The organism is Lysobacter sp. K5869 (assembly GCF_018847975.1).
GTDB lineage: Bacteria > Pseudomonadota > Gammaproteobacteria > Xanthomonadales > Xanthomonadaceae > Lysobacter.
This window is the reverse complement of record NZ_CP072597.1, coordinates 3,373,378-3,399,607: the sequence shown is the minus strand read 5'-3', so window position 1 is coordinate 3,399,607 and position 26,230 is coordinate 3,373,378. Positions and strand designations below refer to the sequence as shown.

Here is a 26,230-nt window from a genome sequence, read left to right as displayed (position 1 = left end):
CGGCTCCTGATCAGTAGACGCGCTTGGCCGGCGGGATCGATTCGACATCGCCCGTCATCGGCTGCATGTGGACGGGGCGGTAGTCGATGCGGGTATTGCCCTTCTCGTCCACCCAGCACAGCGTGTGCTTCTGCCAGTGCGCGTCGTCGCGCTCCGGGAAGTCCTCGTGCGCATGCGCGCCGCGCGATTCCTTGCGGTTCTCGGCCGACACGATGGTGACCAGCGCCTGATCGAGCAGGTTGGCCAGCTCGAAGGTTTCGATCAGGTCCGAGTTCCACACCATCGAACGGTCGGTGACCTTGACGTCGGCGAACGAGGCATGGATGTCGCGCATCTTGGCCACACCTTCGGCGAGGGTCTGGCTGGTGCGGAACACCGCCGCGTCGGCCTGCATGGTGCGCTGCATCTTGTCGCGGATGACCGAGGTCGGCGTGCTGCCGCTGGCGTTGCGCAGCTTGTCCAGGCGCGCCAGGGCGACGTCGCAGGCATCGGCCGCGAGCGGCGCCTGCTTGCCGTCCGGAACGATGGTTTCGGCGCAGCGGTTGGCGACCGCGCGGCCGAACACGACCAGATCGAGCAGCGAGTTCGAGCCCAGGCGGTTGGCGCCGTGCACCGACACGCAGGCGGCTTCGCCGATCGCGTACAGGCCCGGGACCACCGCGTCGGGGTTGCCGTCGCGCAGCTGCACCACTTCGCCGTGGTAGTTGGTGGGGATGCCGCCCATGTTGTAGTGCACGGTCGGAATCACCGGGATCGGCTGCTTCTCCACGTCCACGCCGGCGAAGATGCGCGCCGATTCGGCGATGCCCGGCAGCTTCTTGTGGATGACTTCCGGGCCGAGGTGGGTCAGGTCGAGCAGGATGTGGTCCTTGTGCTCGCCGACGCCGCGGCCGTCGCGGATTTCCATGGTCATCGCGCGGCTGACCATGTCGCGCGGGGCGAGGTCCTTCACGCTCGGCGCGTAGCGCTCCATGAAGCGCTCGCCGCTGCTGTTGCGCAGGATGCCGCCTTCGCCGCGCACGCCTTCGGTGATCAGGCAGCCGGCGCCGTAGATGCCGGTCGGGTGGAACTGCACGAACTCCATGTCCTGCATGCCCAGGCCGGCGCGCAGGGCCATGCCGCCGCCGTCGCCGGTGCAGGTGTGGGCCGAGGTGGCGCTGAAGTAGGCGCGGCCGTAGCCGCCGGTGGCCAGCACCGTGCCCTGCGCCTTGAACAGGTGCAGGGTGCCTTCGGCCATGTCCAGCGCGAGCACGCCGCGGCAGGCGCCGTGCTCGTCCATGATCAGGTCGAGGGCGAAGTATTCGATGAAGAACTGCGCGTCGTGCGCCAGCGACTGCTGGTACAGGGTATGCAGGATCGCGTGGCCGGTGCGGTCGGCCGCGGCGCAGGTGCGCTGCGCCGGCGGGCCCTTGCCGAACTTGGTGGTCATGCCGCCGAACGGACGCTGGTAGATCTTGCCGTCGTCGGTGCGCGAGAACGGCACGCCGTAGTGTTCGAGCTCGATGATGGCCGGAATCGCTTCGCGGCACATGTACTCGATGGCGTCCTGGTCGCCCAGCCAGTCCGAGCCCTTGACGGTGTCGTAGAAGTGGTACTTCCAGTTGTCGTCGCCCATGTTGGCGAGCGCGGCGGCCACGCCGCCCTGCGCCGCCACGGTGTGCGAACGGGTCGGGAACACCTTGGTGATGCAGGCGGTCTTCAGGCCCTTCTGGGCCAGGCCGAAGGTGGCGCGCAGACCGGCGCCGCCGGCGCCGACCACGACCATGTCGAAGGTGTGTTCGTGAATCTTGTAGGCAGAGGCCACGGATCAGGCTCCCAGCGCGATGCGGATGATGGCGAGCACGCTGGCCAGGGCCGCGAGTGCGCAAACGAAAACGACGGCGATCTGCGAAGCGACCGCCAGGCCCGGGGCGTGGACGTAGTCCTCGATGACGGTCTGCAGGCCGAGCTTGGCGTGCCAGAACATCGCCACGACGAACGCGCTCAGCAGCACCGCGTTGCAGGGATGGGCGACGCTGGCGCGGACGCTGGCGTAGTCGCCGCCGATCCACGACACGATCAGGCCGATCACGTACAGGCACAGGAAGATCAGCGCGATCGCGGTGACGCGCTGGACCACGAAGTGGTGCGTGCCGTCCTTCGCCGAACCCAGTCCGCGCGCGGACTTGAGCGGGGTGCGCAGTTGCTTTTGGCTGAAGATGCTCATGCGCCACCTCGCGACATCATGGCGACGACCCAGATCGCGGCGGTCAGCAGCAGGCTGCCGATGACGCTGATCCAGCTGTTGCGGACGAAGGACTGGATCTTGTAGGCGTAGCCCGCGTCCTGGATCAGATGGCGGATGCCGTTGATCAGGTGGAAGGCGAAGGCCCAGGTCCAGCCGAACAGGATCAGGAAGCCCAGCGGCGAGCGCGCGCAGGCGGTGAAGGTCGCCCATGCGTCCGGCCCGGCGGCCAGGGCGGTCAGGCCCCAGGCGATCAGCAGGGCGCCGATGGAAAGGATGACACCGGTCGCGCGGTGCAGGATCGAGGTCACCATCTGAACCTGCCAGCGGTAAACCTGCAGGTGTGGCGACAAAGGTCGTTCGCGGTTCGCCATGAGGGTATGGCAATCTCGGCTGGGCGGCGGCGCCGCGTGGCGGGGGGCGTGTGGAACGCCGGTGTGGGGTGCTGTTGAAAAACGAGCCGAGCGGACTTATCGACTAGAAGTCGATGCAACGTCCGTTCTTTTCCCAGTCGCCGTAGCGGGTCGGTTCGAGACCCTCGCGACCACCGTGCTCCTTCGGAAGCGGCTGCTTGTCGGCCGCATCGTCGGGAACGTCCTTGGCGGAAGGCGAGTGGCCTCCCGTTTCGGAAACGGGAGTCGCCGGGGTCTCGGACGCGTCGTCCGAACGTGCTTCCGGGGTGGTTTCGCCTATCATCACAGCGTTAAATATTAATTCCCGGCCCCCATGCCTGACAACCCGCAAGCCTTGCCCGGACAGGCCTTCGCCCTGCCCGGCCAGCGACTCATCGCTCTGGAGGGCCGCGACGCCGCGGCTTTCGCCCAGGCGCAGTTCATGAACGCCGTCAAAGCCTTGGCCGACGGCCACTGGCAATGGAGCGGCTGGCTCACGCCCAAAGGCCGCGCGATCGCCCTGTTCGCCTTGCTGCGCCTGTCCGATCAGCGCATCTGGCTGGCCGTGCCCGATGCCGACGCGGCCGCGCTGGTCGAGGCGCTCAAGCGTTTCGTGTTCCGCAGCAAGCTCGCGCTCGGCGTGCGTGAAGATCTTGTGATCGAAGGCCGCTTCGGCGCGCCCGAACGCGCCGCGGGCGCGGCCATCGCCGGCGACGGCGACGGCCCCGTCGAAATCGATCTCAGCGCGGACGGCGCCGCGCGCGCTTTGCGCATCGTGCCGGCCGCGCAGGCCGCGGCCGCCGACGCGGCGCTGGCCGCGCAGTGGGCGCTGGCCGATCTGCGCCACGGCCTGCCGCGCCTGCCCGCGTCGCAGGCCGAGCAATGGACCCCGCAGCAGTTGTCGCTGGACCGGCTGCGCGGCTACAGCGTCAAGAAGGGCTGCTATCCGGGCCAGGAAATCGTCGCCCGCACCCATTTCCTCGGCAAAGCCAAGCGCGGGCTGGCGCTGTTCGCCTGCCCCGCCCCGGTCGAGGCCGGCGCGGAAGTGCGCGGCGAGAGCGCGGCGCTGGGAACCGTGGCGGCGAGCGCGAGCGACGGCGCGACCCATCTGGCGTTGGCGGTGTTGCCGCTGGAGCGCGCGGAAGGCGCGGCGTTCATCGACGCACAGCCCGTGCAGGAAATCCCCCTGCTCGACGGACTGGCCCGCTAACTCCCTGAAGGAGCGGCGCAAGCCGCGACCGCGCCAATGCAATCGCGGCGCGAATTGCCTATCTCGAACGTCGTGCCGCGTGCGACGGGATGGAGCGTGTCGTCGTAGTTGGATTGGCGCGGTCGCGGCTTACGCCGCTCCTACGCACGGGACGTGCGCAGCCGCGACGCGGCGGGCTACAACCCGCCCTCGCCGCTCGTCGCCTGCGCCAACGCATCCCCGGCATGGTCGCGCTGCGACCGCCAATGCTCGTGCCAGGCCTGGAACATCAGCACGTTCCACAAATGCGTGTGCCAGCGTTTCTCGCCGTCGACGAAGGAGCGCCACAGTCCGGCGACCAGATCGACGTCGAAATAGCCTTGCGCGCGCAGCGTGTCCGGATCGAGCAAAGCCTCCGCCCACTCGCGCAGGTCGCCGCGCAGCCACTGCGACACCGGCGCGCCGAAACCGCGCTTGCCGCGGTCGACCATCGCGTCGGGCAAATAGCGCTTGAGCACGCGCTTGAGCAGATGCTTGCTGCCGCCGTCGTCGCCGCGCTTGTAGTGCAGCGGCAGCGACCAGGCGAACTCGGCCACGCGCGTATCCAGCAGCGGCGCGCGCGCTTCCAGCCCCACCGCCATGCTGGCGCGGTCGACCTTGCACAGCAGATCGTCGGGCAGGTACACGCTGTAGTCGGCCAGCATCATCGCGTCGGCCGCGGTGCCGTGGCCGTCGAGCGGTTCGGCCAAGTCGTACAGCGTCGGCGGCAAGCGCGCGCCCGGCACCGCCGCCTGCGGGAAGCGCCAGCGTACGATGCGGTTGCGGTAGACGTCGCCGATCCCGCGCGCGCCCATTTCCGCGGCGAACGCGGCGAACCCGCCGGCGCGCGAGGCTTCGCCGTGGCCCTGCGCGCGCCCGGCCAGCCAGCGCCGCAGCGGCGCCGGCACGCGGTGCAGCAGGTTGAGATTGCGCAGCGCGCGTTCGTAGCGCTTGTAGCCGAAGAACAATTCGTCGCCGCCGTCGCCCGACAGCGCCACGGTGACCAGATCGCGCGCCAGCTTGCACACCAGCGCGGTCGGCACCTGCGAGGCGTCGGCGAAGGGTTCGTCGAACATCGCCGGCAAGCGCGGCACCACCGCCAGCGCGTCGCCGCCGCTGACGTAGAGCTCGGTGTGCGCGGTGCCCAGATGCCGCGCCACCTCGAGCGCAAGCGGCGCCTCGTCGTGGTGCGAGCCTTCGAAGCCGATGGTGAAGCTCTGCACCGGCTTGGCGCTGAGCGCCTGCATCAGCGAGGTCACCACCGACGAATCGGTGCCGCCGGACAGGAACACGCCGACCGGCACGTCGGCGACCATGCGCAGGCCGACCGCTTCGCGCAGCAGTTCGTCGAGGCGATCCTCGGCCGCGTCGATGTCGCCGTCGAACGGATCGGCCAGCGCCGCGCGCATGCGCTCGGTGGCGTCCCAATAGCGCCGCTGATCGCGCGCCGGATCGTGCCCGCCCGCGCCGCGCGCGACGCTCGCCGCGTCGAAGCGCGCGATCGCGCCGGGCGCGAGTTTCCAGGTATCGGCATGGATGCAGTACGGCGACGGCACGTAGTCGTAACGCAGCAGCAGCGCCAGCGCGTCGCGGTCGACGCCGTTGTCGAACTGCGGATGCCGCCACAGCGCCTTGAGTTCGGAGCCGAACACCAAGGTGTCGCCGGCCCAGCCGTAGTACAGCGGTTTCTTGCCGACCCGGTCGCGCGCCAGCCACAGCTCGCCGCGCTCGCGGTCCCACAAGGCGATGGCGAACATGCCGTTGCAGCGCGCGATCGCCGCCTCCACGCCCCATTGCGACACCGCCGCCAGCAGCACTTCGGTGTCGGAATGGCCGCGGAAGCCGTGGCCCAGGCCGAGCAGTTGCTCGCGCAGTTCGGCGAAGTTGTAGATCTCGCCGTTGTAGGCGATCACGTAGCGCCCGTCGGCCGAGGGCATCGGCTGATGGCCCAGCGGCGACAGGTCGAGAATGCTGAGCCGGCGATGCGCGAGCGCGACGCCGGCCTGCGGATCGGCCCAGACGCCGTCGTCGTCGGGGCCGCGATGGTGCAGCGCCTCGCCCATCGAAGCGGCGAGCGCGTGCAGGTGCTCCTGGTCGAGATCGTTGCGCGGACGCAGCAGTCCGGCCAGTCCGCACATCGGCGTCAGCCCTTGGCCAGCGCGTCGGCGGCGCGGACGATGTCGTCGTCGCCCGGGATCACCAGGAACGCCGCGCCGGCCAGCGGGGTGTAGGTGTCGACGCCGACCACGCGCTGCATCGGCACGCCGCCCAGGCCGGCCTCGGCCAACGCGGTGATCACGCCCTCGCCCACGCCGGCGCTGCGGCGGCCTTCGTCGACCACGATCACGCGCTTGGCGCCGCGCGCTTGCTCGGCGATGTACGCATCGTTGAGCGGCACCAGCCAGCGCAGGTCGACCACGCGGGCCTTCCAGCCGTGGCTCTGCTCGATCTGGCGCGCCGCGCGCAAGCTCATCGGGACACCGTTGCCGTAAGTGAAGATCACCAGATCGTCGCCCTCACCATACACCCGGCCCTCGCCCAGCGGCATGGCCTGATCCGGCGACGGGTACGAGGTCAGCCACTGGCCGTCGCCGGCTTCGTACAGGTCCTTGGTCATGTACAACGCGATCGGCTCCAGGAACACGGCCACGCGGCCGTCGACCTTGGCCAGCGCGGTCAGCGTGCGCAGCATGGTCGCCGCGTCGTCGCCGCGCGAGGGGCAGCCGACCACGAGGCCGGGGATGTCGCGCAGCGCCGTGATCGAGTTGTCGTTGTGGAAGTGGCCGCCGAAGCCGCGCTGATAGCCCAGGCCGGCGATGCGCACCACCATCGGGTTCTGATACTGGTTGTTGCTGAAGAACTGCAGCGAGGCCGCTTCGCCGCGCAACTGGTCGCAGGCGTTGTGGAAGTACGCCAGGTACTGGATTTCCGGGAACGGCAGCAGGCCGACGTTGGCGAAGCCCTGGGCCAGGCCGAGGATCATCGTCTCGTCGAGCAGCGTGTTGAACACCCGGCGCGGACCGAACGCCTTCTGCAGGCCCTTGGTGACGGTGTAGACGCCGCCCTTCTGCGCCACGTCCTCGCCGAACAGCAAAGTTTCCGGGTACTTCGCGAACAAATCGTGCAGCGCGTTGTTGATCTGGATCGCCAGATGCCGCGGCGGCTGCGCCTCGGGCAGCTTGGCTTCGCCGCCGAAAGCCTGCAGGCGGCGCTCGGCGTAATCGGCGCGTTCGGCCTCGGCCTGGACCGCGGCCGGCGTGTACGGCGCCAGCGGCGCGATCACGTGCGCCAGGGTTTCGATCTTCGGCCGGCGGTCGGCCTCTTCGGCCGCGGCGAAGCAGCGCTTGCGCGTGGCTTCGTAGAGTTCGAGCACCTCGTCCTTCGACATCAGGCCCGATTCCATCGCGATCGCCGCCGAGCGCAGCAGCGGGTCGCTGGCCTCAACCGCGCACAGTTCCTCGACCGAACGCCATTCGATTTCGAAGTCGGTGCCGGCGTGGCCCATGATGCGGGTCGTGCGCAGGTGCAGGAAGGTCGGGCGGCGGGTGCTGCGGCAATGCTCGACCGCGCGCTGCACGTCGCCGTAGCCGTTGGCCAGATCCAGGCCGTCGGCGGTGAAGTAATCCAGCCCGTCCATCGTGCGGAAGCGGTTGCCGATCCAACCGCCCGGCGTCTTCACCGAGATGCCGATGCCGTTGTCCTCGCACACGAACAGCACCGGCGCCGGCAGCTTCTGGTAGGCGGTCCAGGCGGCGGCGTTGAACGCGGTCTGGGCGGTGGCGTGGTTGGCCGAGGCGTCGCCGAAGGAGCAGATGGCGATGCTGTCGTCGGGGATCGGCAGGTTGTGGCCGAGGCGGCGCGCGGTTTCCACCGCGACCGCGGTGCCCAGCGCCTTGGGCAGATGCGAGGCGATGGTCGAGGTCTGCGGCAGCACCCACAACGGCTTGCTGCCCCACACCTTGTGGCGGCCGCCGGAGGCGGGATCTTCGGCGCTGGCGGCGAAGGACAGCGCCGAATCCATCACCGGATCCATGCCCGGCAGCTTGCGGAAGCGCTCGGCCATGAAGCCGCCGCTGCGGTAATGCAGGAACGCCGGATCGGTGTGGCGCGCCGCGCGCGCGACCATCGCGTTGCCTTCGTGGCCGCTGGAGCCGATGGTGTAGAAGACCTTGTTCTGCACGCGCAGCACCCGCGCCATCAGATCGAGGTGGCGGCTGATCAGCTGCGATTCGAACAGCTCGCGAAAGCCGCGCGCGTCGAGCGCGCTGCCGTCGAGGATGGCTTCGTTCGGCGCCGGACGCGCGTCGCTGCGGCCGTTCCAGGCCTTCACGAATTCGACGAAATTGACGTCGCAGATCTCGGCCCGGTTGAGCCCCTTCATGCGCGCCGGAATCGGGCTGGCGACCGGGTTGAAGTTCGGCATCTGGCTGAAGATCGAAGACTGCGGTTGCGCTGACATCGGAGACTCCGCCGCCCGGTTCGGGCCGGCACGATTAGGGGGAATTCAGGGGGATGTGTTGCTGGCGGCGATGCGTTGCGCGGCCTGCGCGTCGGGTTCGGGCAAGCCGACGAAGCCCGGGGTGGCGCGCACCCGCGCCAGCCATTCGCGCACCGCCGGATACGCGTCCAGGGCGACGCCGCCGTGCGGGGCGACGTCGGTGTAGGCGAACAAGGCGATGTCGGCGATGCCGTAGCCGTCGCCGGTGAACCACGCGTTGTCGCGAAGATGGCGCTCCATCACCGCCAGCGCCTGATGGCCGCGTTCGCGCAGCGCGGGCAAATCGGCGCGGCGCGGCGAGTCCAGCGGCGTCCAGCCGGCGATGAAGCGGGCCACGGCGATGCAGGGCTCGTGGCTGTATTGCTCGAAATTCATCCAGCTCAGCGCCTGCGCGCGCTGCCACAGATCGGCCGGCAGGAATTCGCTGCCGTCGGCGAGGTAGTAGAGGATCGCGTTGGATTCGCTGAGCGTGCGGCCGTCGCCGAACTCCACCACCGGCACCTTGCCGTTGGGGTTGAGCGCGAGGAACTCCGGCGTGCGGGTTTCGCCGCGGCTGCTGTCGACTTCGACCCAGCGATAACGTTCGCCGAGTTGTTCCAGCAGCAAGCGCAGCTTGTGGCAATTGCCCGAGGGCGAAAAGCCGTGGACGGTGATCATGCCGACGGCGTCCCGGCCTTGCGCCGCGCGCGCCACTCTTCGCGGCTTTGCCCCCACACTTCGATTTCCTTCTCGTGGAAGGGTTCGGGCAAGCGGTCCTGGCGCAAATAGCGCGAGCCGAGCTTCTTGGCCACGCCCTTGGAAGCGAGGTTGTCGGAGTCGATGGTGTGGATCACCTCGCTCCAGCCCAGGTGATCGAAGGCCCAGTCGATAGTCGCGGCCGCGCCTTCGCTGGCGTAGCCCTTGCCGCCTTCGCTTTCGAGAATGCCCCAACCCACCTCGGTGCCCGGCCAGCCTTCCGGCTGCCACGGGCCGAGCCGGCCGATCCAGCGGCCGCTGGCTTTTTCGTAGACCGAGAAGAAGCCGTAGCCGAGCGCGGCCCAGGAGCCGATCACCGACATCATCCCGCGCCAGGCCACCGGCCGCGGCTGCGGGCCGCCGATGTAGCGCAAGTACTCGCCGCCGGCGGCGAACGCCGCCCAGGCGTCGAAATCCTCCAGGCGCGGCGGGCGCAGGAGCAGGCGCGGGGTTTCCAGTTCGATGTCGGCGATCGTCATCATGGATTCGGTTGTCCCCTGGGCTCGCTAGCCTTCATGAAGCCCCGCTCCCGCTTGCGGGAGAGGGGTTGGGGTGAGGGGCGCGAGGCGCGCCCTCATCCGGCCCTTCGGGCCACCTGCTCCCGCAGGCGGGAGCAGGAAACGCATCGCGCTCCCGCGAACGGGAGCGCCGGATCAGAACGCGTTGATCCCGGTCAGCTCGCGGCCCACCACCAGCTGGTGCACGGTCTCCGTGCCCTCGTAGGTGATGACCGATTCCAGGTTCAGCGCATGGCGGATCGCGCCGTGCTCGGTGGTGATGCCGGCGCCGCCGAGCAGGTCGCGGCATTCGCGCGCGATGTCGATGGCCATGCGGCAGTTGTTCCACTTCGCCAAGCTGACCTGGGTCGGCTGCATGTTGCCGGCGTCCTTGAGGCGGCCGAGCTGCACCACCAGCAACTGCGCCAGGGTGATGCGGCGGGCCATCTCGGCCATCTTGATCTGCGCCGACTGGGTCGCCGCGACCGGGCGATCGAACAGGATGCGTTCTTTGGTGTAGCCCAGCACTTCGTCGAGGCAGGCGATGGCCGCGCCGATCGGGCCCCAGGTGATGCCGTAGCGCGCCTGGGTCAGGCAGCCCAGCGGGCCCTTGAGGCCTTTGACGTTGGGCAGGCGGTTGGCGTCGGGCACGCGCACGTTGTCGAAGAACAGCGACGAGGTCACCGACGCGCGCAGGCTCATCTTGTGCTTGATTTCCTGGGCGGCGAAACCGGGCATGCCCTTCTCGACCACGAAGCCCTGGATGCCGTCCTCGGTCTGCGCCCAAACGATGGCGATGTCGGCGAGGTTGCCGTTGGTGATCCACATCTTGGAACCGTTGAGGATCCAGTCGCCGCCGTCGCGCTTGGCGTTGGTCTTCATGTTGGCCGGATCGGAGCCGCCGTGCGGCTCGGTCAGGCCGAAGCAGCCGATGATCTCGCCCTTGGCCATGCCCGGCAGCCAGCGCAGGCGCTGCTCTTCGCTGCCGTAGGCGTAGATCGGGTACATGCACAGCGAGGACTGCACGCTGACGAAGCTGCGGATGCCGCTGTCGCCGCGCTCGAGTTCCTGGCAGATCAGGCCGTAGCTGACCGCGTTGAGGCCGGCGCAACCGTATTTTTCCGGCAGCGAAGAGCCCAGCAGGCCGAGGTCGGCGATTTCCGGGATCAGCTCCTTGGGGAAACGGCCTTGGTCGAAGGCGTCGCCGATGATCGGAATCACGCGCTCGTCGGTGAAGCGGGCCACGGTGTCCTGTACGGCGCGCTCCTCTTCGCTGAGCAGGGAACGGACGTCGTAAAGATCGTAGGGATGCAGGGCCATGGCGCGCTGGAGACCTGTTTTGGGCAGAAAGACGGCCATTGTAATGGGCGCGCGAAGCCGGGGTAAGGCCGGGACAGGCGAATGATCGGGAACGCGGCGCGGAAACGGCGAACGTAAGCGGTTTCCGCGCGCGCCGGCGCGCGTTCGCCGCGATGCGCGAAAGGCCTGTTTTCAAGGCGTTTTCTTCACCCCGCGGGAAACCCGCCGCGATCGATTCCGCGCACCGAAAATCGCTCGGCGCGATAAACGAAATCGCCGCGTCCGCGCGCGCGCCGCAGAAAAATTATTCTTTAGCGCCACCCTTCGCGCAAAAAAAAACGGAGCCGGCGAACCGGCCCCGTTTTTGCGATGTCCGATCCGCTCGCGCGGACCCGGCGGAACTCAGCCGCGGCTCGGCGCGGCCAGCGCGGCGGTCTGGGTCACGACCTGGCCGTTGACCACCGGCAGACGCTGGGTCGGACGCTCGTCCATGCGGACGGTCTGCTCCTGGCCCTGGTAGCGGTAGGTCACGTCGTAGCCCACCACCTTGTTTTCCGAACCCAGCGAGATGCGGCTGCCCGGCTTGGACTCGGTGCGCATGGTGCCGGTGGTGCCGTCCGGATTGCGGTAGGTCACGTTGTAGGCGACCACCTTGCTCGACTGCGAGGTGTCGGAAATGGTGTGGCACTGGCGCTCGGTGCGGTTCACCACCCGGCCGCCGACGTGGTTGCGGTCGATGCGGTTGCCGACGAAGCCGCCGGCCACGGCGCCGGCCGCGGTCGCGGCCTTGCGGCCGTTGCCCTTGCCGATCTGGTTGCCGAGCAGGCCGCCGACCACGGCGCCGACCACGGTGCCGCCGACGTTGCCGTCGCGCTCGGGCAGGCGCTCCTGCACGACCACGTCCTCGCACACTTCGCGCGGGGTCGAGACGGTGTTGGTCTCGCGCACCGGGTCGGTGCCGATCACGGTCGCGTAGAGCTTTTCTTTCTGGTTGATCGGCTTGACGTTGACCACGTCGGCGTAATCGACCTGCGGCTGGGTGTTGATCGCGCCGCTGGAGGCGAGGTCGCCGGCCGGGGTGGCGCCGTTGACCGCGCCGGGCACCGGCTGGAGCGGGGCCGGGGTCAGCGCGGCGGCCGGAGCGGCGGGACCGCGGAAGCTCTGGAAAGCCGCTACCGCCACGCCGCCTACCAGCAGCGACGCGATAGCGACGGCGATCATATTCTTGTTCATTTGGAGCCTCCTGCAGCGGGGGAACCGCGGTGGTCGTCGGTACGATCCTTACAAAACGTAAAGATCGCGTTGGGCGAGCTAATTCCACCACCGGAAAGCTGAACCGGTGCCTATTGAATCGGGGCTTTTTCGCGCCAATCTGTCCGAGGAATGAACCCCGCGCCGGCCGCGTGCTAGCGTGTTTGCCAACTGCATCACAAGCCTTTCACCGCCATGGCCAATCCGCTGCTCGCTCCCCTGATGGGTTTCCTCGGCCGCCTGAGCTATCCGCGGCTGTTCCTGCTCACCGCCGGCCTGTTCGCGCTGGACCTGGTGGTGCCCGACTTCATCCCCTTCATCGACGAACTCCTGCTCGGCCTGGGCACCTTGCTGCTGGCCAACTGGAAGAAGCGCAAGCAGCCGCAGCCCGGCATCGAGCCGCCGCCGGCCTCGCGCTGACGTGCTGATCGATAGCCACTGCCACCTCGACGCGGCGGAGTTCGACCCGGACCGCGCCGAAGTCGTCGCGCGCGCCCGCGCCGCCGGCGTGAGCGCGCAGGTGGTGCCGGCGATCGACGCCGCCGGTTGGCCCAAGCTGCGCGAGGTCTGCGCCGCCGCGCCCGGGCTGCACCCGGCCTACGGCCTGCACCCGATGTTCCTCGATGCGCACTGCCGCGAGCACCTGCCGCTGCTGCGCGAATGGCTGCAACGCGAGCGGCCGTGCGCGGTCGGCGAGTGCGGGCTGGATTACTACGTCGAAGGATTGGATCGCGAGACCCAGTCGTTCTACTTCGACGGCCAGCTGGAACTGGCGCGCGAGTTCGACCTGCCGGTGATCGTGCACGCGCGCCACGCGGTCGATGCGACCCTCGCCGCGATCCGCCGCGTCGGCGGGTTGCGCGGCGTGGTCCACAGCTATTCGGGCAGCGAAGAGCAAGCCGAGCAGTTGTGGAAGCTCGGCTTCCTGCTCGGCCTGGGCGGGCCGGTGACCTACGAGCGCGCGCAGCGGCTGCGGCGGATCGTGGCGACGATGCCGCTGGAGTTCCTGCTGTTGGAAACCGACGCGCCGGATCAGCCCGATGCGGGGATCCGCGGGCAGCGCAACGAGCCGGCGCGACTGACCGGGATTTGCGAAACCATCGCGCAATTGCGCGGGACGACGGCCGAAGAAGTGGCGCAGGCGACGTCGGCGAACGCGCGGCGCTTGTTCGGATTGGATTCGTAAGCGCCGCATCGGAATCGAAGCGATTCCCGCGAGCGGCGACGGCGACGCGGCGGCGTTCACGCGAACCGCTTTAGTTCCGACACCTTTCGACCGACTACCGGCCTCGGCTCAATCCTTCGTCGCCTTGGGCTTCAGCAGAATCTCCAACGCCCGCGCCACCGCTGCGAACGCGAACACGCCGGTGATGTGGGTCGCCGCGCCGAGCCCGGCGCCGCAATCGAGCTTGAGCGCGGCGTCGCCGTCGAGCTTGGGCCGCAGCCCGCACACCGTGCCGTCGGGCTGCGGGTACTTCACGTTCTCCAGCGAATAGATCGCCGACACGCTGAAGTAACGGCCCGCGTTTTTGGGGAAATTGAATTCGCTGCGCAGCTTCTTGCGGATCAGCGCCAACATCGCGTCGTGCTCGGTGCGCGAGAGATCGCGTATCCGCACCAAGGTGGGATCGGTGCGGCCGCCGGCCGAGCCGACCACGATCACCGGCAGCTTGCGCCGCCGGCACCAGGCGATCAGCTCGACCTTGCTGCGGAAGCTGTCGCAGGCGTCGAGCACCAGATCGAAGCCGCGGTCGAGCAGCTCGCTGAGGTTGGACGGGGTCAGGAAGCTCTGCACCGCGTCGACGTCGATGGCCGGATTGATCGCGCGGCAGCGCTCGGCCATCGCCTCGACTTTGGCCCGACCGTACTGGCCGGCCAGCGCCGGCAGCTGGCGGTTGGTGTTGGACACGCACAGGTCGTCGGCGTCGATCAGGGTCAGGTGGCCGATGCCGGTGCGCGCCAGCGCCTCCACCGCCCACGAGCCGACCCCGCCCATGCCGACCACGGCGATCCGGCACTGGCGGAAGCGGGCGACGGCGCCCTGGCCGTAGAGCCGGTCGATGCCGGAGAAGCGTTCTTGCCACACGGCATCGGCGTCGGCGGAAGACACGGGGGATTCGGAAGCGATGGCGTTCATTGCGCCTATTGTAAGCGGCGCGGCCGCGTACGCCGCCGCGGGGCGTGGAAAACAGCGGGCCGCCATCGCGCCGGCGCGATGGCGTCGCGAGCCGCGGGCGCTGCGCGACGCGCTCGCCGCCGGCCCCGCGCGACCGGCGGAACCGGCCTTCCGCGAGCGCCGGGCGCCCTGCCCCATCGCTCCTCCCGCCCGCGCTTCGCCGCGCCCCGCGTGATCTCAAGCTCACAAGCGCCCGTGCTATCGTGCCGCGATCTTGGATGGAGGCCAGGCAATGAGCGACACCCAGCCCACCGCCGCCGCGCCGAAGCGCAAAGGCAATGGTTCGAAGTATCTGTTCCTGTTTTTGATCGGCCTGGTCGGCGGCGTCATCGCCACGGTGATGACGATGAACGCCTTGAACCAACGCAAGGACCATTTCCCCGACAGCGTCATGCACGTGCAGGCCTGGCATCTGGGCGAGCTCAACGGCAAGGTCAAGCAGAACCGCTGCGCCGCCACCGACACGCTGCCGCACATCAAGGCGCTGCGCACGATGGCCGACGATCTCGATCCGGCCTTCCCCTCGCTCAAGGACGATCAGCGCTTCTCCCAGCATTCGGCCAAGATGCGCGCCGCGCTCGACAACGCGCTGACCAATCCGCCGGTGAGCTGCGCCGGCGTGACCACGGTGGCCGAGCAGATCGGCGAGGCCTGCAAGGCCTGCCATCAGGACTTCCGCGGCTAAGCGCGCAGCGCACCGCGGCGACGCCACGACGGCGCGGCCCTCAGCGGTCGCGCCGTCGTCGTTTGCGGCGCCGCCGCATCGATTCCGCGTCGCCCGCGGCCCGGCGTCGCGCTAGCTGAACGTGCACTCAAACCTGTGCCCGATCGGCACCGGAATTGAACACCCGTTCACGTGACGGCTTTTAGCTTGGCAGGCGCGTGGCGACGGTTCGCCACTACCCATCGCATACACGCAGGAGCCTGCCATGAATACCAAGAACATCCGTTTGCTGGGCGTCGCCGCGGCGGCTTCGCTGGCCCTGGCCGGCTGCGCCACCTCGGGTTACGGCGGCGGCGGTTATGGCGGCGGCGGTTACAACAATTATCCGCAGCAGCCGCAGCCGGGTTACGGCGACCAGAACCGCTGCTACGACTGCGGCGTGGTCACCCGCATCGAACAGATCAGCACCCAGAGCACCGCCCCCAGCGCCACCGGCGCCGTGCTCGGCGGTTTGGTCGGCGCCGTCGCCGGCCGCAAGATCGCCGACGACCACACCGACAGCACCGGCCGCAAGAACACCGCCACCGTGGCCGGCGCGGTCGCCGGCGCGGTCGCCGGCAACGCGATCCAGAACCGGGTCGGCGCGCCGAGCTACAACGTCTACGTGCGCATGGACGACGGCCGCACCCAGGTCGTCACCCAGAAGAACCTCGACGGCATCCGCGAGAACACCTACGTGCGCGTCGCCAACGGCCGCGTCTACGTGCGCTGACCGCCGCGCGCCGTCGGGCGCGATGAAACAATGTAACGAGAAAAAACGGCCCGCATCACGGGCCGTTTTTTTATGTGTCCGCGATGTTTCAACTCCACCACCGTCATCACGATTAGCGGCGGAACTATTGCCCTAATCGCCCTGCGCGTCGGCCGTCGCCTGCGCTAGCGTCGTTGCGCCCCGCTTCGCGGGCCTCGTCATCGCAAGATCAGGAGATCGGAATGAAACTTCGCTTCGTGCATGTGGTTTCCGTGGGCGCCGTGCTGTCCGGCGCGATCGCCGCCGCCGTCGCCACGCCGCCGTCGGCCGGACAGAACAATCCGCTGCGCGTCGGCATCGTTGCCGCCACCGGCGGCGCCGACGATTTCCTCGGCGCGGTGGAGATCAGCATCACCAACACCGGCAAGAAGGCCGTGCGCCTGCCGAAGTGGCAGCTGCCGTCGGACGAGTTCGACGCCAAGCTGTTCTCGATCAGCTACAACGGCGAGCCGGTCGCGTACGAAGGCAAGATGGTCAAGCGCGGCCTGCCGAGCGCGGCGGACTTCGCGATCCTGCAGCCGGGCGAAACCTATCGCCGCACCGTCGATCTGTCCTCGGGCTACGACCTCTCGCGCACCGGCCAGTACGTGGTGACCTTCCGCGCGCCGCTGCAGCACGCTTCGACCTCCGACCGGGTCATGCTGCATCAGGCCAACGGCCTGCCGATGAGCGCGCAGAGCGCGCCGCTGCAGCTGTGGGTGGACGGCATCGACCAACTCGGCGGCGCCAAGCTCGCCGCGGCCAAGAAGCCCGACGCCGGCGCGACCGCGGTGGTCAACGGCGTCAACTACGTCGGCTGCACCACCTCGCGCACCAGCAGCGCCGGTCAGGCCGTGGTGCAGGCGCGCGCCTACGCCGAAAACGCCAAGGGCTATCTCAACGGCGGCACCGTCGGCCCGCGCTACACCACCTGGTTCGGCGCCTACACCTCCAGCCGCTACTCGACCGCGCGCTCGCACTTCCAGGCGATCGACACCGCGCTGGATCAGAACAGCGGCCAGATCACCATCAACTGCGGCTGCACCAGCAGCGCTTACGCCTACGTGTATGCGAACCAGCCGTACCAGATCTACGTGTGCAACGCGTTCTGGAACGCGCCGCTGACCGGCACCGACTCCAAGGCCGGCACGCTGGTGCACGAGATGAGCCACTTCACCGTCGTGGCCGGCACCGACGATCACGCCTACGGCCAGTCCGCGGCCAAGAGCCTGGCGACGAGCAACCCGACCAACGCGCTCGACAACGCCGACAACCACGAGTACTTCGCCGAGAACACCCCGTTCCAGAACTGAGCGTCGCTTCAGAACCGATCCGGCGCACGCGGCGAACGCCGCGCCGACGCCGACGACGGCCCGCCTCGCGCGGGCCGTTTTTTTTTGCGGGTCTTTTTTTTCGGCGCGCCGCAACCCCGCTCGCGCGCTCGGCGCGTTGAAAGACATCAGAGCCGGCGCGGGAGGCGCGAGGTCCGCCAGGACGGCGGCGAAGGCGGCGCGGGAACGAGGCCCGCGCGCGTCTTCGACGGCAGGCTCGGCGCGCCCGGAGCGGCGCGCGGCGTGACCGGCGCGCGGCGGGACGGGTCGCCGGGATCGCGAGGCCGGCACACGGACGTGCGGGCGGCCAGGGACGGCCGTCGCGGCGCGCGCGGGGACCAGGACGGTCCTCGCGCCGCGTCGGTTTCGCGATGGCGGCGCGGAGGCGTTCTTGCCGGGTCGTCGCATCGCTCACGGCGAACGGCGGCGCGCATCGACGCATGACCGGATCGGTACCGGCGCCGCGCGGAAAAACGTATTTGTGATACCCATCGAAAGTATACGTAAAGAAAAACCCGGCCTGAGCCGGGTTTTTCTTCGCGGCCGCCCGGATATGCGGCGCCGCAACATAAAGCCTGACGCGAATTACATCGGTTCGACCGCGTCGGCCTGCAGGCCCTTCTGGCCCTGGACGACGGTGAACGATACCTTCTGCCCTTCCTTCAGGCTCTTGAAGCCCTGGGTCTGGATCGCGCGGAAATGCACGAACACATCCTCGCCATTTTCGCGGCTGATGAAGCCAAAACCCTTGGCGTCGTTGAACCACTTGACGGTTCCGATCTCTTTATTACCGGACATCGCGACTCTCTCCTTGAAACGTGGTGTTGTTAGCGCGAACTAGCGCGTGCTGGTTGCAAGGAGGAAGCGAGGTGCAACGATGTAGCGGATCGGTGGATCAACCGCATCGGGCCACGATTCACGGTGACCCTTGGCAAACGCAGCGCCCGCAACGTACCCCGACATCGGCCAAAATGCAAACCACTGCGGACCGCCCGTCCGGACAGGGAGAAAGCATGAATCTGGACACGTTTTATTACATCTTGGCCGCGGTGCTGGTGATCCTCGGAATCGTCGGAACGATACTGCCGGCGCTGCCCGGCCTGCCGCTGGTGTTCGGCGGGATGATGCTCGCGGCCTGGGTGTCCGGATTCGAGAAAGTCGGTTGGATCACCCTCGTGGTCCTGGCCGTGCTGACCGTGCTGTCGATGGTGGTGGACTTCGCCGCCACGGCGATGGGGGCCAAACGGGTCGGAGCGAGCAAGCTGGCGATCGTCGGCTCGGTGATCGGCACCTTCGCCGGCCTCGCCTTCGGCCTGATCGGCGTGTTCGTCGGCCCGTTCCTCGGCGCGCTGATCGGCGAATGGATCCACACCCGCCAGCTCGATCAAGCGACCAAGGTCGGCATCGGCACCTGGGTCGGCATCGTCGTGGGCACGGTGTTCAAGCTCGGGCTCGCGTTCGCGATGGTCGGCGTGTTCGCGGTCGCGTGGTTCTTCTGAGACCGCGCGGCCGGACCGCCGAGCCACGCGAGGTTCACACTCCATTCGCGCCGCGATGCAAGACTGCGGCGCTTCGCGCAGCCGCCCGTGCCGCTGCCGTCCCGCGCCTTCGTTCGACGGACGCGCCCCCGACGCAGGACTCCGCCATGCCCTACGCCCGCACCTTGCTGTTGACCGCGCTCGCCGCCACGCCGTGGCTGGCGGCCGCGCAGACCGCGGCGAAAGCCGCCACACCCGAAGCCTGTCTGGCGATCGCCGTCGACGCCGACCGTTTGGCCTGCTACGACGCCGCGCTCGGCCGCCAGGGCGGCGACGTGCGTCAGGCCGACATCGCGGCCAAGGAAGCCAAGGCGATCCAGCAGAACCTGGAGCTCAGCGACGAGTTGGCCGGCAAGCCCAAGGCCGGCGTGGTCGAACGCGCGCGGCAGGCCGCCGCCGGCAGCGTGTTCGCGCACGACGCGCCGTTGAACGACGCCATCGCCAACGCCGGCAAGGGCGGCCTGCTCGACAGCCGCTGGGAGCTGGCCAAGGATTCCAAGCTCGGCCTGTTCAATTTCCGCGCCTACAAGCCGGTGTACCTGTTTCCGGTGTTCTGGAACGATTCGCCGAACGTGCGGCCGCACTCGCCCAATCCGCGCAACACGGTCGCCGAGCCGCAGTCGCTGGACAAGGTCGAGGCCAAGTTCCAGATCAGCTTCAAGACCAAGGCGGTGGAGAATCTGTTCGGCGACAACGGCGACATTTGGATGGGCTACACCCAGTCCTCGCGCTGGCAGGTCTACAACGGCGAGGATTCGCGTCCGTTCCGCGAGACCAATTACGAGCCGGAAGTGTTGCTGGTGTTCCGCAACAATTACCGCATCGGCGATTGGAAGGGCCGCATGTTCGCGGTCGGGCTCAACCATCAGTCCAACGGCCGCGCCGATCCGTTCTCGCGCAGTTGGAACCGGGTGATGTTCAACATCGGCCTGGACCGCGAGAACTGGGCGCTGATGCTGCGGCCGTGGTACCGCATCTCCGACGGCAACGACGACGACAATCCCGACATCGAGGATTACATGGGCCGGGGCGATCTGACCTTGGTCCATCGCCGCGGCGGCCACGAGTTCTCGCTGATGGCGCGGCATTCGCTGCGCGGCGGCGACCGTTCGCACGGGGCGCTGCAGTTCGATTGGGGGTTTCCGATCCACAATCAGCTGCGCGGACATCTGCAGATCTTCGACGGTTACGGCGAGAGCCTGATCGATTACAACCACAAGGCCACCTACATCGGCTTGGGCATTTCCTTGCTCGAGTGGTACTGAAGCCCTTGTAGGAGCGGCGCGAGCCGCGACCGCGGCAACGCAACCACGCCGTAATTTTCGTCGTAGCTGCGTTGCCGCGGTCGCGGCTCGCGCCGCTCCTACAGGTAGCGCGCGCAACTGCCGGCGAACTCGAACCCGCAAACTGCGACGCCGTCCGCCGTGGCCCGCGCGGCGCCCGCGCTACCCTGGCCCGCTCGAACGGAGACCCCGATGAAGATGCGGCGCATCCTCTCGCTGGACGGCGGAGGCATCCGCGGGCTGGTGAGTTGCCATTGGCTGGCCGGCGTGGAAAGCGCGCTGGCGAAAGCGGGAAAGACCCCGGCCGGGAGCAAGACCGGCCTGCTCGACAATTTCGATCTGCTCGCCGGCAGCTCGACCGGCGCGCTGGTCGCCTGCGGGCTCGCCGCCGGCTTCACCCCCGATACGCTGGCGCAGTTGTACCGCGATCAGCGCCACACGATTTTTCCCAACCTCGCCGGGCGGCTGTGGTCGCGCGCCAATCGCTTGATCAGCGACGGCATGTCGGCGCCGCGCTACGACGGCCTGGGCATCGAGCAGGTGCTGCGCCGGGTGTTCGGCAAGACCACGCTGGGCCAGCTCAAGCGGCCGGTGCTGGTGACCAGCTACGACACGATTTCGCGCACGCCGGTGATCTTCAAGAGTTTCGATCCCAAGCACCGCGATCTGCCGGTGTGGGAAGTCTGCCGCGCGTCCACCGCCGCGCCGACGTATTTTCCGGCGCATCCGATGCGGGTCGAGGACAAGGACTGCGCGCTGATCGACGGCGGCGTGGTCGCCAACAATCCCACCGCCTGCGCGATCGCCGAGGCGCTGCGCAAGGACGCGCGGGTCGACAACAGCCGCGATCTGGTGGTGCTGTCGGTCGGCACCGGCGAGCGCACGCGCAGCATCGATCTGCAATCGGCGCGCAGTTGGGGCGCGCTGGAGTGGGCGGTGCCGATCATCGACGTGCTGTTCGACGGCAATACCGATTCGGTGGATTACATCGCCCGGCAATTGGTCGGCGACGGGTATTACCGGATGCAGGCGGAGCTGCTGGTGGGGTTGGACGATCTGGACGATACCAGCGAGACCAACGTGCTCGCGTTGGAGACGTTGGCGAAGGAGTATTTGACCCGGCCGGCGACGAAGAAGCTGTTGGGGCAGTTGGTGAAGAAGTTGTAGGTGCGGGGGCGGGTCGAGCTTGCGCGGTGGTTGTGTTGGCGTGGTCGCAGCTTGCGCAGCTCCTACAGGTAGCCCATGTAGGAGCTGCGCAAGCTGCGACCGCGAATCCGCAGCTACGGCGAAACGTTCGACGCAGTTGCGATGCTCCGGTCGCGGCTCACGCCGCTCCTACGAACGCCGCGCGGAAACGACGACGCCCGGCGGGTGCCGGGCGTCGGGGGTATCGCACGGTGGCCGGGCTTACTCGACCACGACCGGAATCTTGCCGATCCGCGACTGCCATTCCTTCGGGCCGGTCTTGTGCACCGACTCGCCGGCGCTGTCGACCGCGACCGTCACCGGCATGTCCTGCACGGTGAATTCGTAGATCGCTTCCATGCCGAGGTCGGCGAAGCCGACCACGCGCGAGGCCTTGATCGCCTTCGACACCAGATACGCCGCGCCGCCCACCGCCATCAGGTAGACCGACTTGTGCTTCTGGATCGCCTCGATCGCGGTCGGGCCGCGTTCGGCCTTGCCGACCATGCCGAGCAGGCCGGTCTGCGCCAGCACCTGTTCGGTGAACTTGTCCATGCGCGTGGCCGTGGTCGGGCCGGCCGGGCCGACGACTTCGTCGCGCACCGGATCGACCGGGCCGACGTAATAGATGAAGCGGCCCTTGAAGTCGACCGGCAGCGGCTCGCCCTTGTTGAGCATGTCGACGATGCGCTTGTGCGCGGCGTCGCGGCCGGTCAGCAGCTTGCCGTTGAGCAGCAGCACTTCGCCGGGCTTCCAGCTGGCGACATCCTCGGCGGTGACGGTGTCGAGATCGACGCGGCGGCCCTTGGACGAGTCGTAGGTCAGCTTCGGCCAATCTTCCAGCGACGGCGGGTCGAGCATGACCGGGCCGCTGCCGTCGAGGGTGAAATGCGCATGGCGGGTGGCGGCGCAGTTCGGGATCATCGCCACCGGCAGGTTGGCCGCGTGGGTCGGGTAATCCTTGACCTTGATGTCGAGCACCGTGGTCAGGCCGCCCAGGCCCTGCGCGCCGATGCCGAGCGCGTTGACCTTCTCGTACAGCTCCAGGCGCAGCTCTTCGGCGCGATTGCTCGGGCCGCGCGCTTGCAGGTCGGTGATGTCGATGGGCTCCATCAACGATTCCTTGGCCAGCAGCATCGCCTTCTCGGCGGTGCCGCCGATGCCGATGCCGAGCATGCCCGGCGGGCACCAGCCCGCGCCCATGGTCGGCACGGTCTTGAGCACCCAGTCGACGATGGAATCGGACGGGTTGAGCATGGCGAACTTCGACTTCGCTTCCGAACCGCCGCCCTTGGCCGCGACGATCACGTCCACGGTATTGCCCGGCACGACCTTGACGTTGACGACCGCGGGCGTGTTGTCTTTCGTGTTGGCGCGCTTGCCGGCCGGATCGGCCAGCACGCTGGCGCGCAGCTTGTTGTCGGGGTGGTTGTAGGCGCGGCGCACGCCTTCGTTGACCATGTCCTCCACGCCCATGGTCGCGCTGCCTCCATCGGCACCGCTCCAGCGCACGTCCATGCCGATTTCCAAGAACACGGTGACGATGCCGGTGTCCTGGCAGATCGGCCGGTGGCCCTCGGCGCACATGCGCGAGTTGATCAGGATCTGGGCGATGGCGTCCTTGGCCGCCGGCGACTCCTCGCGCTCGTAAGCGGCGGCGAGGTTCTTGATGTAGTCGACCGGGTGGTAGTAGCTGATGTACTGCAGGCCGTCGGCGACGGACTGGATCAGGTCGTCCTGGCGGATGACGACGGGGCCGCGCGAGGCGGCCGAAGACGGAGTTGCGGTCACGGCGGGCGTAAAGGCTGGCGGTGGGGGCGTCCATTCTACCCGGCTGGCCGGCCGCTGCCCCACGATGGCGCTAACTTGTTGATCGGGAAGGCGCCGGCCGCGTTGCAGCGGCTAAAGCCAAGGCTCGCGCTCACGCGATCTGCTCAACCCCCGCCGGGTTTTTCCTCGTCGGCCGCTGCGCCCCGCAACCCCAGTCGGTCGCTCGCCGGGCCGGTCATCGCCCACAGCACCAGCCAGACGATCAGCGCGCTCGCGCCGATGCTCAACAGGCAGATCGTCCGGCGTTGCTCGTCCAAGACCATCATTACCGCGGCCGGATACCACTCCCGCCCGGAGGGCGCGAACATTGTCGCCAACACCAGCGCATGCGGCAGCAGCCGCCACGGGCGCGACGGGATCAATCGCGCCAGAAACCAGGTCAACGCATAGATCACCGCGAAGCCGAGGTAGAAGGCGACCACGATGGCGTAGAAGAGGCTGGCAAAATCCGAGGCCCTGGCTTCGGGATGTGCGACCGCGATCGCGACGACCGCCGCAGCGCACGCCCGCTTTCCCGTCGTCCACGCGTCACCCATTCCCGCCTCCCTGCTTCGTCGTTCGCCCCGGAAACGACGCGACGATGCGCGCCACAACGGGAACTCGGATGCGACAAGCGCAACTGGCGTTTCCGCCCGTTCCCGGCGTCCGGCATCCCGGTCCGACGCCAACCTACGCCAGCGGCAGCGCGGATGCCACGCACCGCAATCACCGCACAACGCGCGGTCATCCGCCCGTGCCAGACTCCCGACGTCCGGCGCCTCGCCACCCCTCGCCATCGGCCGCGATCGCCGCATCGGCGCGATCCGCGCGCCGCCCTCGCCCTCCAGGAACCGCCATGCCCATCCTCAGCCACAACCCGCCGGAACTGTTCCCGCCCTATCGCGGCTACAGCCACGCCACCGAAGTCGCCGGGCCGGCGCGCCTGCTCGTCGTCAGCGGGCTCAACGGCTATCTCGCCGACGGCGCGACGATGCCCGAGTCGTTCGAAGCCCAGGGCGAGCTGATCTGGCAGCACCTGGGCACGCTGCTGCGCGCGGCCGGCATGGACTACGCCAACCTGATCTCGCTGCGCACGTATCTGGCCGACCCGGCCGACGACGAAGCCAACGTGCAACTGCGGCTGAAGTACCTCGGCGGCCACCGCCCCTCGTCCACGGTCGTGTGCTGCCGCCTGCTCGATCCGCGCTGGAAGCTCGAAGTGGAGGCGATGGCCGCGGTCTGAGCGCGGACGGACGGCGCGCCGCGAGCGCCGGCCGCCTCGCCGCTTCACGCCGCAGGCGGCACAATCGCGGCCATGCCCTCCTCCGCCGACACCGCGGCGCCGCGCGCGCCGCACAGCCACGCCGGCAAGCCCAGCCTGCGCGAGCGCTTCGCCGCGCTGCGCAATCTGCCGCCGTTCCTCAGGCAGATCTGGGCGACCAGCCCGACCCTGACCCTGATCACCCTCGGCCTGCGCCTGATCCGCGCGCTGCTGCCGATCGCGACCTTGTACGTCGGCAAGCTCATCATCGACGAAGCGGTGCGGCTGGTCGCCTCCGGCCTGCACGTCGATTCGCTGGCCCAGGCCTGGAGCGGCGGTCGGCTCGACACCCTGGCCGCGCTGTTGCTGCTCGAATTCGGCCTGGCGGTGGGCTCGGACCTGCTCGGGCGCGTGGTCAGCTACGGCGACCAGATGCTCTCGGAGCTGTTCACCAACGCCACCAGCGTGCGCTTGATGGAGCACGCCGCGACCCTGGACCTGGAGGATTTCGAAGACCCCGACCTGCAAGACCGCCTCGACCGCGCGCGCCGCCAGACCGTCGGCCGCATGAGCCTGATGAGCCAGTTGTTCGGGCAGGTGCAGGACACCATCACCGTGATCAGCTTCGCGGTCGGCCTGTTGGTCTACGCGCCGTGGCTGATCGCGCTGCTGGCGGTGGCGCTGATTCCGGCCTTCGTCGGCGAAGCGCATTTCAACGCGCTGAGCTATTCGCTCAACTACGCCTGGACGCCGGAGCGGCGCCAGCTCGAATACGTGCGGCAGATGGGCGCGAGCGTGGAAACGGCGAAGGAGGTGAAGATCTTCAACCTTCATCGTTTCCTGATCGCGCGCTATCGCCAGTTGGCCGACAAGTTCTTCGCCGCCAACCGCGCCCTCGCCCGCCGCCGCGCGCTGTGGGGGACGGTGTTGGCGGGGTTGGGGACGTTGGGCTATTACGTCGCGTACGGCTATATCGCGTGGCGTACGGTGAAGGGCGATTTCAGCATCGGCGACCTCACCTTTTTGGCCGGTAGTTTTCGTCGACTGCGCCAATTGCTGGAAGGGCTGTTGGTCGGTTTCTCGCAAGTCGCCGGGCAAGCGCTGTACCTCGACGATCTGTTCTCGTTCTTCCGCATCCGCCCGGAAATCGCCTCGCCTGCCGATCCCGCGCAAGTGCCGCGGCCGATCCGGCGCGGCTTCGCGTTCGAGAATGTCGGCTTCCGCTATCCCGACGCCGAACGCTGGGCGCTGCGCGGAGTCAGTTTCGAGCTGCGCGCTGGCGAAGTGCTGGCCCTGGTCGGCGAGAACGGCGCCGGCAAGACCACCTTGGTCAAACTGCTGGCGCGGCTGTACGACCCGGACGAAGGCCGCATCCTGCTCGACGGCCGCGACCTGCGCGAGTACGACCTGGACGAACTGCGCGCGAGCATCGGCGTGATCTTCCAGGACTTCGTCCGCTACGACCTCACCGCCGGCGAAAACATCGGCGTCGGCCAGATCGATGCGATGGGCGACGCCGAACGCATCCGCGAGGCGGCGCGGCGCGCGATGGCCGACGAGGTCATCGACGGCTTGCCGCGCGGTTACGACCAGCCGATCGGGCGGCGCTTCAAGACCGGCGTGGACCTGTCGGGCGGGCAGTGGCAGAAGATCGCCATCGCCCGCGCCTACATGCGCGATGCGCAGGTGATGATTCTCGACGAACCGACCGCGGCGCTGGATGCGCGCGCCGAGTTCGAGGTGTTTCAGCGGTTCAAGGAGTTGTCGCAGGAGAAGACCGCGGTGTTGATCTCGCACCGGTTCTCGAGCGTGCGCATGGCCGACCGGATTCTGGTGTTGGCGCAGGGGCGGTTGGAGGCCAGCGGGACGCACGAGGCGTTGTTGGCGCAGGGCGGGCGGTATGCGGAGTTGTTCGAGTTGCAGGCGGCCGGGTATCGGTAAGTCGCATCGGCGCGTGAAGATTCGCGGTCGCGGCTTGCGCCGCTCCTGCATGGGCCACCTGTAGGAGCGGCGCAAGCCGCGACCGCCATACCGCATCCACCGCGCAAGCGCACAAATCGCCAACAAAG

At 68.4% G+C, this 26,230-nt stretch carries 25 protein-coding genes; 11 read left to right on the top strand and 14 right to left on the bottom strand.

Annotated features, from left to right (window positions below):
- Nucleotides 1-10: 10 nt before the first annotated feature.
- The 4 genes from sdhA to J5226_RS14680 form a co-directional block, all read right to left on the bottom strand.
- Entirely contained in the window at nt 11-1,765 is a 1,755-nt protein-coding gene (gene sdhA, locus J5226_RS14695) for a succinate dehydrogenase flavoprotein subunit (RefSeq protein ID WP_218044348.1), read from the bottom strand.
- 42 nt (nt 1,766-1,807) lie between these two features.
- Nucleotides 1,808-2,206 (bottom strand): succinate dehydrogenase, hydrophobic membrane anchor protein, encoded by a 399-nt coding sequence (gene sdhD / locus J5226_RS14690; protein WP_215835215.1) that lies wholly within the window; start codon nt 2,204-2,206, stop codon nt 1,808-1,810.
- Nucleotides 2,203-2,598, bottom strand: a complete 396-nt coding sequence (gene sdhC / locus J5226_RS14685) for a succinate dehydrogenase, cytochrome b556 subunit (protein ID WP_215835214.1) — start codon at nt 2,596-2,598, stop codon at nt 2,203-2,205. The genes sdhD and sdhC overlap by 4 nt, the downstream gene beginning before the upstream one ends.
- A gap of 103 nt (nt 2,599-2,701) precedes the next feature.
- Nucleotides 2,702-2,920, bottom strand: a complete 219-nt coding sequence (locus tag J5226_RS14680; RefSeq protein WP_215835213.1) for a DUF1674 domain-containing protein — start codon at nt 2,918-2,920, stop codon at nt 2,702-2,704.
- Nucleotides 2,921-2,950: 30 nt separating this feature from the next.
- Here J5226_RS14680 and J5226_RS14675 point away from each other — a divergent pair, with 30 nt between their 5' ends.
- The gene (locus J5226_RS14675) at nt 2,951-3,826 is read left to right on the top strand and encodes a folate-binding protein (protein ID WP_215835212.1); all 876 of its coding nucleotides are present in this window, start codon (nt 2,951-2,953) and stop codon (nt 3,824-3,826) included.
- Nucleotides 3,827-4,002: 176 nt separating this feature from the next.
- Here J5226_RS14675 and asnB read toward each other — a convergent pair whose 3' ends face one another.
- The 6 genes from asnB to J5226_RS14645 all read right to left on the bottom strand — a co-directional run bounded on the left by asnB (nt 4,003) and on the right by J5226_RS14645 (nt 12,106).
- The gene (gene asnB / locus J5226_RS14670; protein ID WP_215835211.1) at nt 4,003-5,982 is read right to left on the bottom strand and encodes an asparagine synthase (glutamine-hydrolyzing); all 1,980 of its coding nucleotides are present in this window, start codon (nt 5,980-5,982) and stop codon (nt 4,003-4,005) included.
- Between the two features lie 5 nt (nt 5,983-5,987).
- Nucleotides 5,988-8,267 (bottom strand): thiamine pyrophosphate-dependent enzyme, encoded by a 2,280-nt coding sequence (locus tag J5226_RS14665; RefSeq protein ID WP_215840437.1) that lies wholly within the window; start codon nt 8,265-8,267, stop codon nt 5,988-5,990.
- 81 nt (nt 8,268-8,348) lie between these two features.
- Nucleotides 8,349-8,999: a glutathione S-transferase family protein gene (locus tag J5226_RS14660; protein ID WP_215835210.1), complete on the bottom strand. Its 651-nt coding sequence runs from the start codon at nt 8,997-8,999 to the stop codon at nt 8,349-8,351.
- Nucleotides 8,996-9,556, bottom strand: a complete 561-nt coding sequence (locus J5226_RS14655) for a GNAT family N-acetyltransferase (RefSeq protein ID WP_215835209.1) — start codon at nt 9,554-9,556, stop codon at nt 8,996-8,998. Before J5226_RS14655 ends, J5226_RS14660 begins: the two co-directional genes overlap by 4 nt.
- A 174-nt stretch (nt 9,557-9,730) precedes the next feature.
- Entirely contained in the window at nt 9,731-10,894 is a 1,164-nt protein-coding gene (locus J5226_RS14650; RefSeq protein WP_215835208.1) for an acyl-CoA dehydrogenase family protein, read from the bottom strand.
- A gap of 381 nt (nt 10,895-11,275) precedes the next feature.
- On the bottom strand, nt 11,276-12,106 hold the full coding sequence (locus J5226_RS14645) for a glycine zipper 2TM domain-containing protein (protein WP_304414051.1): 831 nt from the start codon (nt 12,104-12,106) through the stop codon (nt 11,276-11,278).
- A 213-nt stretch (nt 12,107-12,319) separates the two neighbouring features.
- On the opposite strand from J5226_RS14645, the gene J5226_RS14640 reads away from it, so the two are divergent.
- On the top strand, nt 12,320-12,544 hold the full coding sequence (locus J5226_RS14640; protein WP_215835207.1) for a DUF6116 family protein: 225 nt from the start codon (nt 12,320-12,322) through the stop codon (nt 12,542-12,544).
- Nucleotides 12,545-12,548: 4 nt separating this feature from the next.
- Nucleotides 12,549-13,310, top strand: a complete 762-nt coding sequence (locus tag J5226_RS14635; protein WP_215840435.1) for a TatD family hydrolase — start codon at nt 12,549-12,551, stop codon at nt 13,308-13,310.
- A gap of 108 nt (nt 13,311-13,418) precedes the next feature.
- On the opposite strand, the gene J5226_RS14630 is transcribed toward J5226_RS14635, so the two are convergent.
- Complete coding sequence (locus J5226_RS14630) at nt 13,419-14,261, bottom strand: tRNA threonylcarbamoyladenosine dehydratase (RefSeq protein WP_215835206.1); 843 nt, start codon at nt 14,259-14,261, stop codon at nt 13,419-13,421.
- Nucleotides 14,262-14,532: 271 nt separating this feature from the next.
- Here J5226_RS14630 and J5226_RS14625 point away from each other — a divergent pair, with 271 nt between their 5' ends.
- The 3 genes from J5226_RS14625 to J5226_RS14615 all read left to right on the top strand — a co-directional run bounded on the left by J5226_RS14625 (nt 14,533) and on the right by J5226_RS14615 (nt 17,067).
- On the top strand, nt 14,533-14,985 hold the full coding sequence (locus J5226_RS14625; protein ID WP_215835205.1) for a cytochrome c: 453 nt from the start codon (nt 14,533-14,535) through the stop codon (nt 14,983-14,985).
- Between the two features lie 244 nt (nt 14,986-15,229).
- Nucleotides 15,230-15,736, top strand: a complete 507-nt coding sequence (locus J5226_RS14620) for a glycine zipper 2TM domain-containing protein (RefSeq protein ID WP_215835204.1) — start codon at nt 15,230-15,232, stop codon at nt 15,734-15,736.
- A 221-nt stretch (nt 15,737-15,957) separates the two neighbouring features.
- Nucleotides 15,958-17,067 (top strand): M35 family metallo-endopeptidase, encoded by a 1,110-nt coding sequence (locus tag J5226_RS14615; RefSeq protein ID WP_215835203.1) that lies wholly within the window; start codon nt 15,958-15,960, stop codon nt 17,065-17,067.
- 603 nt (nt 17,068-17,670) lie between these two features.
- Here the strand turns inward: J5226_RS14615 and J5226_RS14610 are convergent.
- The gene (locus J5226_RS14610) at nt 17,671-17,883 is read right to left on the bottom strand and encodes a cold-shock protein (protein ID WP_215835202.1); all 213 of its coding nucleotides are present in this window, start codon (nt 17,881-17,883) and stop codon (nt 17,671-17,673) included.
- Between the two features lie 215 nt (nt 17,884-18,098).
- Here J5226_RS14610 and J5226_RS14605 point away from each other — a divergent pair, with 215 nt between their 5' ends.
- The 3 genes from J5226_RS14605 (at nt 18,099) to J5226_RS14595 (ending at nt 21,073) form a co-directional block, all read left to right on the top strand.
- Nucleotides 18,099-18,584, top strand: coding sequence for a DUF456 domain-containing protein (locus tag J5226_RS14605; RefSeq protein WP_215835201.1), 486 nt, complete (start codon nt 18,099-18,101; stop codon nt 18,582-18,584).
- A gap of 146 nt (nt 18,585-18,730) precedes the next feature.
- Nucleotides 18,731-19,888 carry a phospholipase A gene (locus J5226_RS14600; RefSeq protein ID WP_215835200.1) on the top strand — a complete coding sequence of 386 codons (1,158 nt, stop codon included), beginning with the start codon at nt 18,731-18,733 and terminating at the stop codon, nt 19,886-19,888.
- Between the two features lie 210 nt (nt 19,889-20,098).
- A complete protein-coding gene (locus J5226_RS14595; protein ID WP_215835199.1) occupies nt 20,099-21,073 on the top strand; it encodes a patatin-like phospholipase family protein in 975 nt (324 codons plus the stop codon).
- Nucleotides 21,074-21,313: 240 nt separating this feature from the next.
- On the opposite strand, the gene J5226_RS14590 is transcribed toward J5226_RS14595, so the two are convergent.
- Nucleotides 21,314-22,882, bottom strand: a complete 1,569-nt coding sequence (locus tag J5226_RS14590; protein WP_255322796.1) for a fumarate hydratase — start codon at nt 22,880-22,882, stop codon at nt 21,314-21,316.
- 143 nt (nt 22,883-23,025) lie between these two features.
- The gene (locus J5226_RS14585; protein WP_215835198.1) at nt 23,026-23,457 is read right to left on the bottom strand and encodes a hypothetical protein; all 432 of its coding nucleotides are present in this window, start codon (nt 23,455-23,457) and stop codon (nt 23,026-23,028) included.
- A gap of 299 nt (nt 23,458-23,756) precedes the next feature.
- Between J5226_RS14585 and J5226_RS14580 the strand changes: the two genes are divergently transcribed.
- Together J5226_RS14580 and J5226_RS14575 are read left to right on the top strand one after the other, a co-directional pair.
- On the top strand, nt 23,757-24,143 hold the full coding sequence (locus J5226_RS14580; protein ID WP_215835197.1) for a RidA family protein: 387 nt from the start codon (nt 23,757-23,759) through the stop codon (nt 24,141-24,143).
- Nucleotides 24,144-24,215: 72 nt separating this feature from the next.
- The gene (locus J5226_RS14575) at nt 24,216-26,102 is read left to right on the top strand and encodes an ABC transporter ATP-binding protein (RefSeq protein ID WP_215835196.1); all 1,887 of its coding nucleotides are present in this window, start codon (nt 24,216-24,218) and stop codon (nt 26,100-26,102) included.
- Nucleotides 26,103-26,230: the final 128 nt, after the last annotated feature.

Coding starts and splice junctions, on each gene's coding strand:
- sdhA (WP_218044348.1), bottom strand. CDS start 1,765: ATGGTCGTGGTCGGCGCCGGCGGCGCCGGTCTGCGCGCCACCTTCGGC.
- sdhD (WP_215835215.1), bottom strand. CDS start 2,206: ATGAGCATCTTCAGCCAAAAGCAACTGCGCACCCCGCTCAAGTCCGCG.
- sdhC (WP_215835214.1), bottom strand. CDS start 2,598: ATGGCGAACCGCGAACGACCTTTGTCGCCACACCTGCAGGTTTACCGC.
- J5226_RS14680 (WP_215835213.1), bottom strand. CDS start 2,920: ATGATAGGCGAAACCACCCCGGAAGCACGTTCGGACGACGCGTCCGAG.
- J5226_RS14675 (WP_215835212.1), top strand. CDS start 2,951: ATGCCTGACAACCCGCAAGCCTTGCCCGGACAGGCCTTCGCCCTGCCC.
- asnB (WP_215835211.1), bottom strand. CDS start 5,982: ATGTGCGGACTGGCCGGACTGCTGCGTCCGCGCAACGATCTCGACCAG.
- J5226_RS14665 (WP_215840437.1), bottom strand. CDS start 8,267: ATGCCGAACTTCAACCCGGTCGCCAGCCCGATTCCGGCGCGCATGAAG.
- J5226_RS14660 (WP_215835210.1), bottom strand. CDS start 8,999: ATGATCACCGTCCACGGCTTTTCGCCCTCGGGCAATTGCCACAAGCTG.
- J5226_RS14655 (WP_215835209.1), bottom strand. CDS start 9,556: ATGACGATCGCCGACATCGAACTGGAAACCCCGCGCCTGCTCCTGCGC.
- J5226_RS14650 (WP_215835208.1), bottom strand. CDS start 10,894: ATGGCCCTGCATCCCTACGATCTTTACGACGTCCGTTCCCTGCTCAGC.
- J5226_RS14645 (WP_304414051.1), bottom strand. CDS start 12,106: ATGAACAAGAATATGATCGCCGTCGCTATCGCGTCGCTGCTGGTAGGC.
- J5226_RS14640 (WP_215835207.1), top strand. CDS start 12,320: ATGGCCAATCCGCTGCTCGCTCCCCTGATGGGTTTCCTCGGCCGCCTG.
- J5226_RS14630 (WP_215835206.1), bottom strand. CDS start 14,261: ATGAACGCCATCGCTTCCGAATCCCCCGTGTCTTCCGCCGACGCCGAT.
- J5226_RS14625 (WP_215835205.1), top strand. CDS start 14,533: ATGAGCGACACCCAGCCCACCGCCGCCGCGCCGAAGCGCAAAGGCAAT.
- J5226_RS14620 (WP_215835204.1), top strand. CDS start 15,230: ATGAATACCAAGAACATCCGTTTGCTGGGCGTCGCCGCGGCGGCTTCG.
- J5226_RS14615 (WP_215835203.1), top strand. CDS start 15,958: ATGAAACTTCGCTTCGTGCATGTGGTTTCCGTGGGCGCCGTGCTGTCC.
- J5226_RS14610 (WP_215835202.1), bottom strand. CDS start 17,883: ATGTCCGGTAATAAAGAGATCGGAACCGTCAAGTGGTTCAACGACGCC.
- J5226_RS14605 (WP_215835201.1), top strand. CDS start 18,099: ATGAATCTGGACACGTTTTATTACATCTTGGCCGCGGTGCTGGTGATC.
- J5226_RS14600 (WP_215835200.1), top strand. CDS start 18,731: ATGCCCTACGCCCGCACCTTGCTGTTGACCGCGCTCGCCGCCACGCCG.
- J5226_RS14595 (WP_215835199.1), top strand. CDS start 20,099: ATGAAGATGCGGCGCATCCTCTCGCTGGACGGCGGAGGCATCCGCGGG.
- J5226_RS14585 (WP_215835198.1), bottom strand. CDS start 23,457: ATGGGTGACGCGTGGACGACGGGAAAGCGGGCGTGCGCTGCGGCGGTC.
- J5226_RS14580 (WP_215835197.1), top strand. CDS start 23,757: ATGCCCATCCTCAGCCACAACCCGCCGGAACTGTTCCCGCCCTATCGC.
- J5226_RS14575 (WP_215835196.1), top strand. CDS start 24,216: ATGCCCTCCTCCGCCGACACCGCGGCGCCGCGCGCGCCGCACAGCCAC.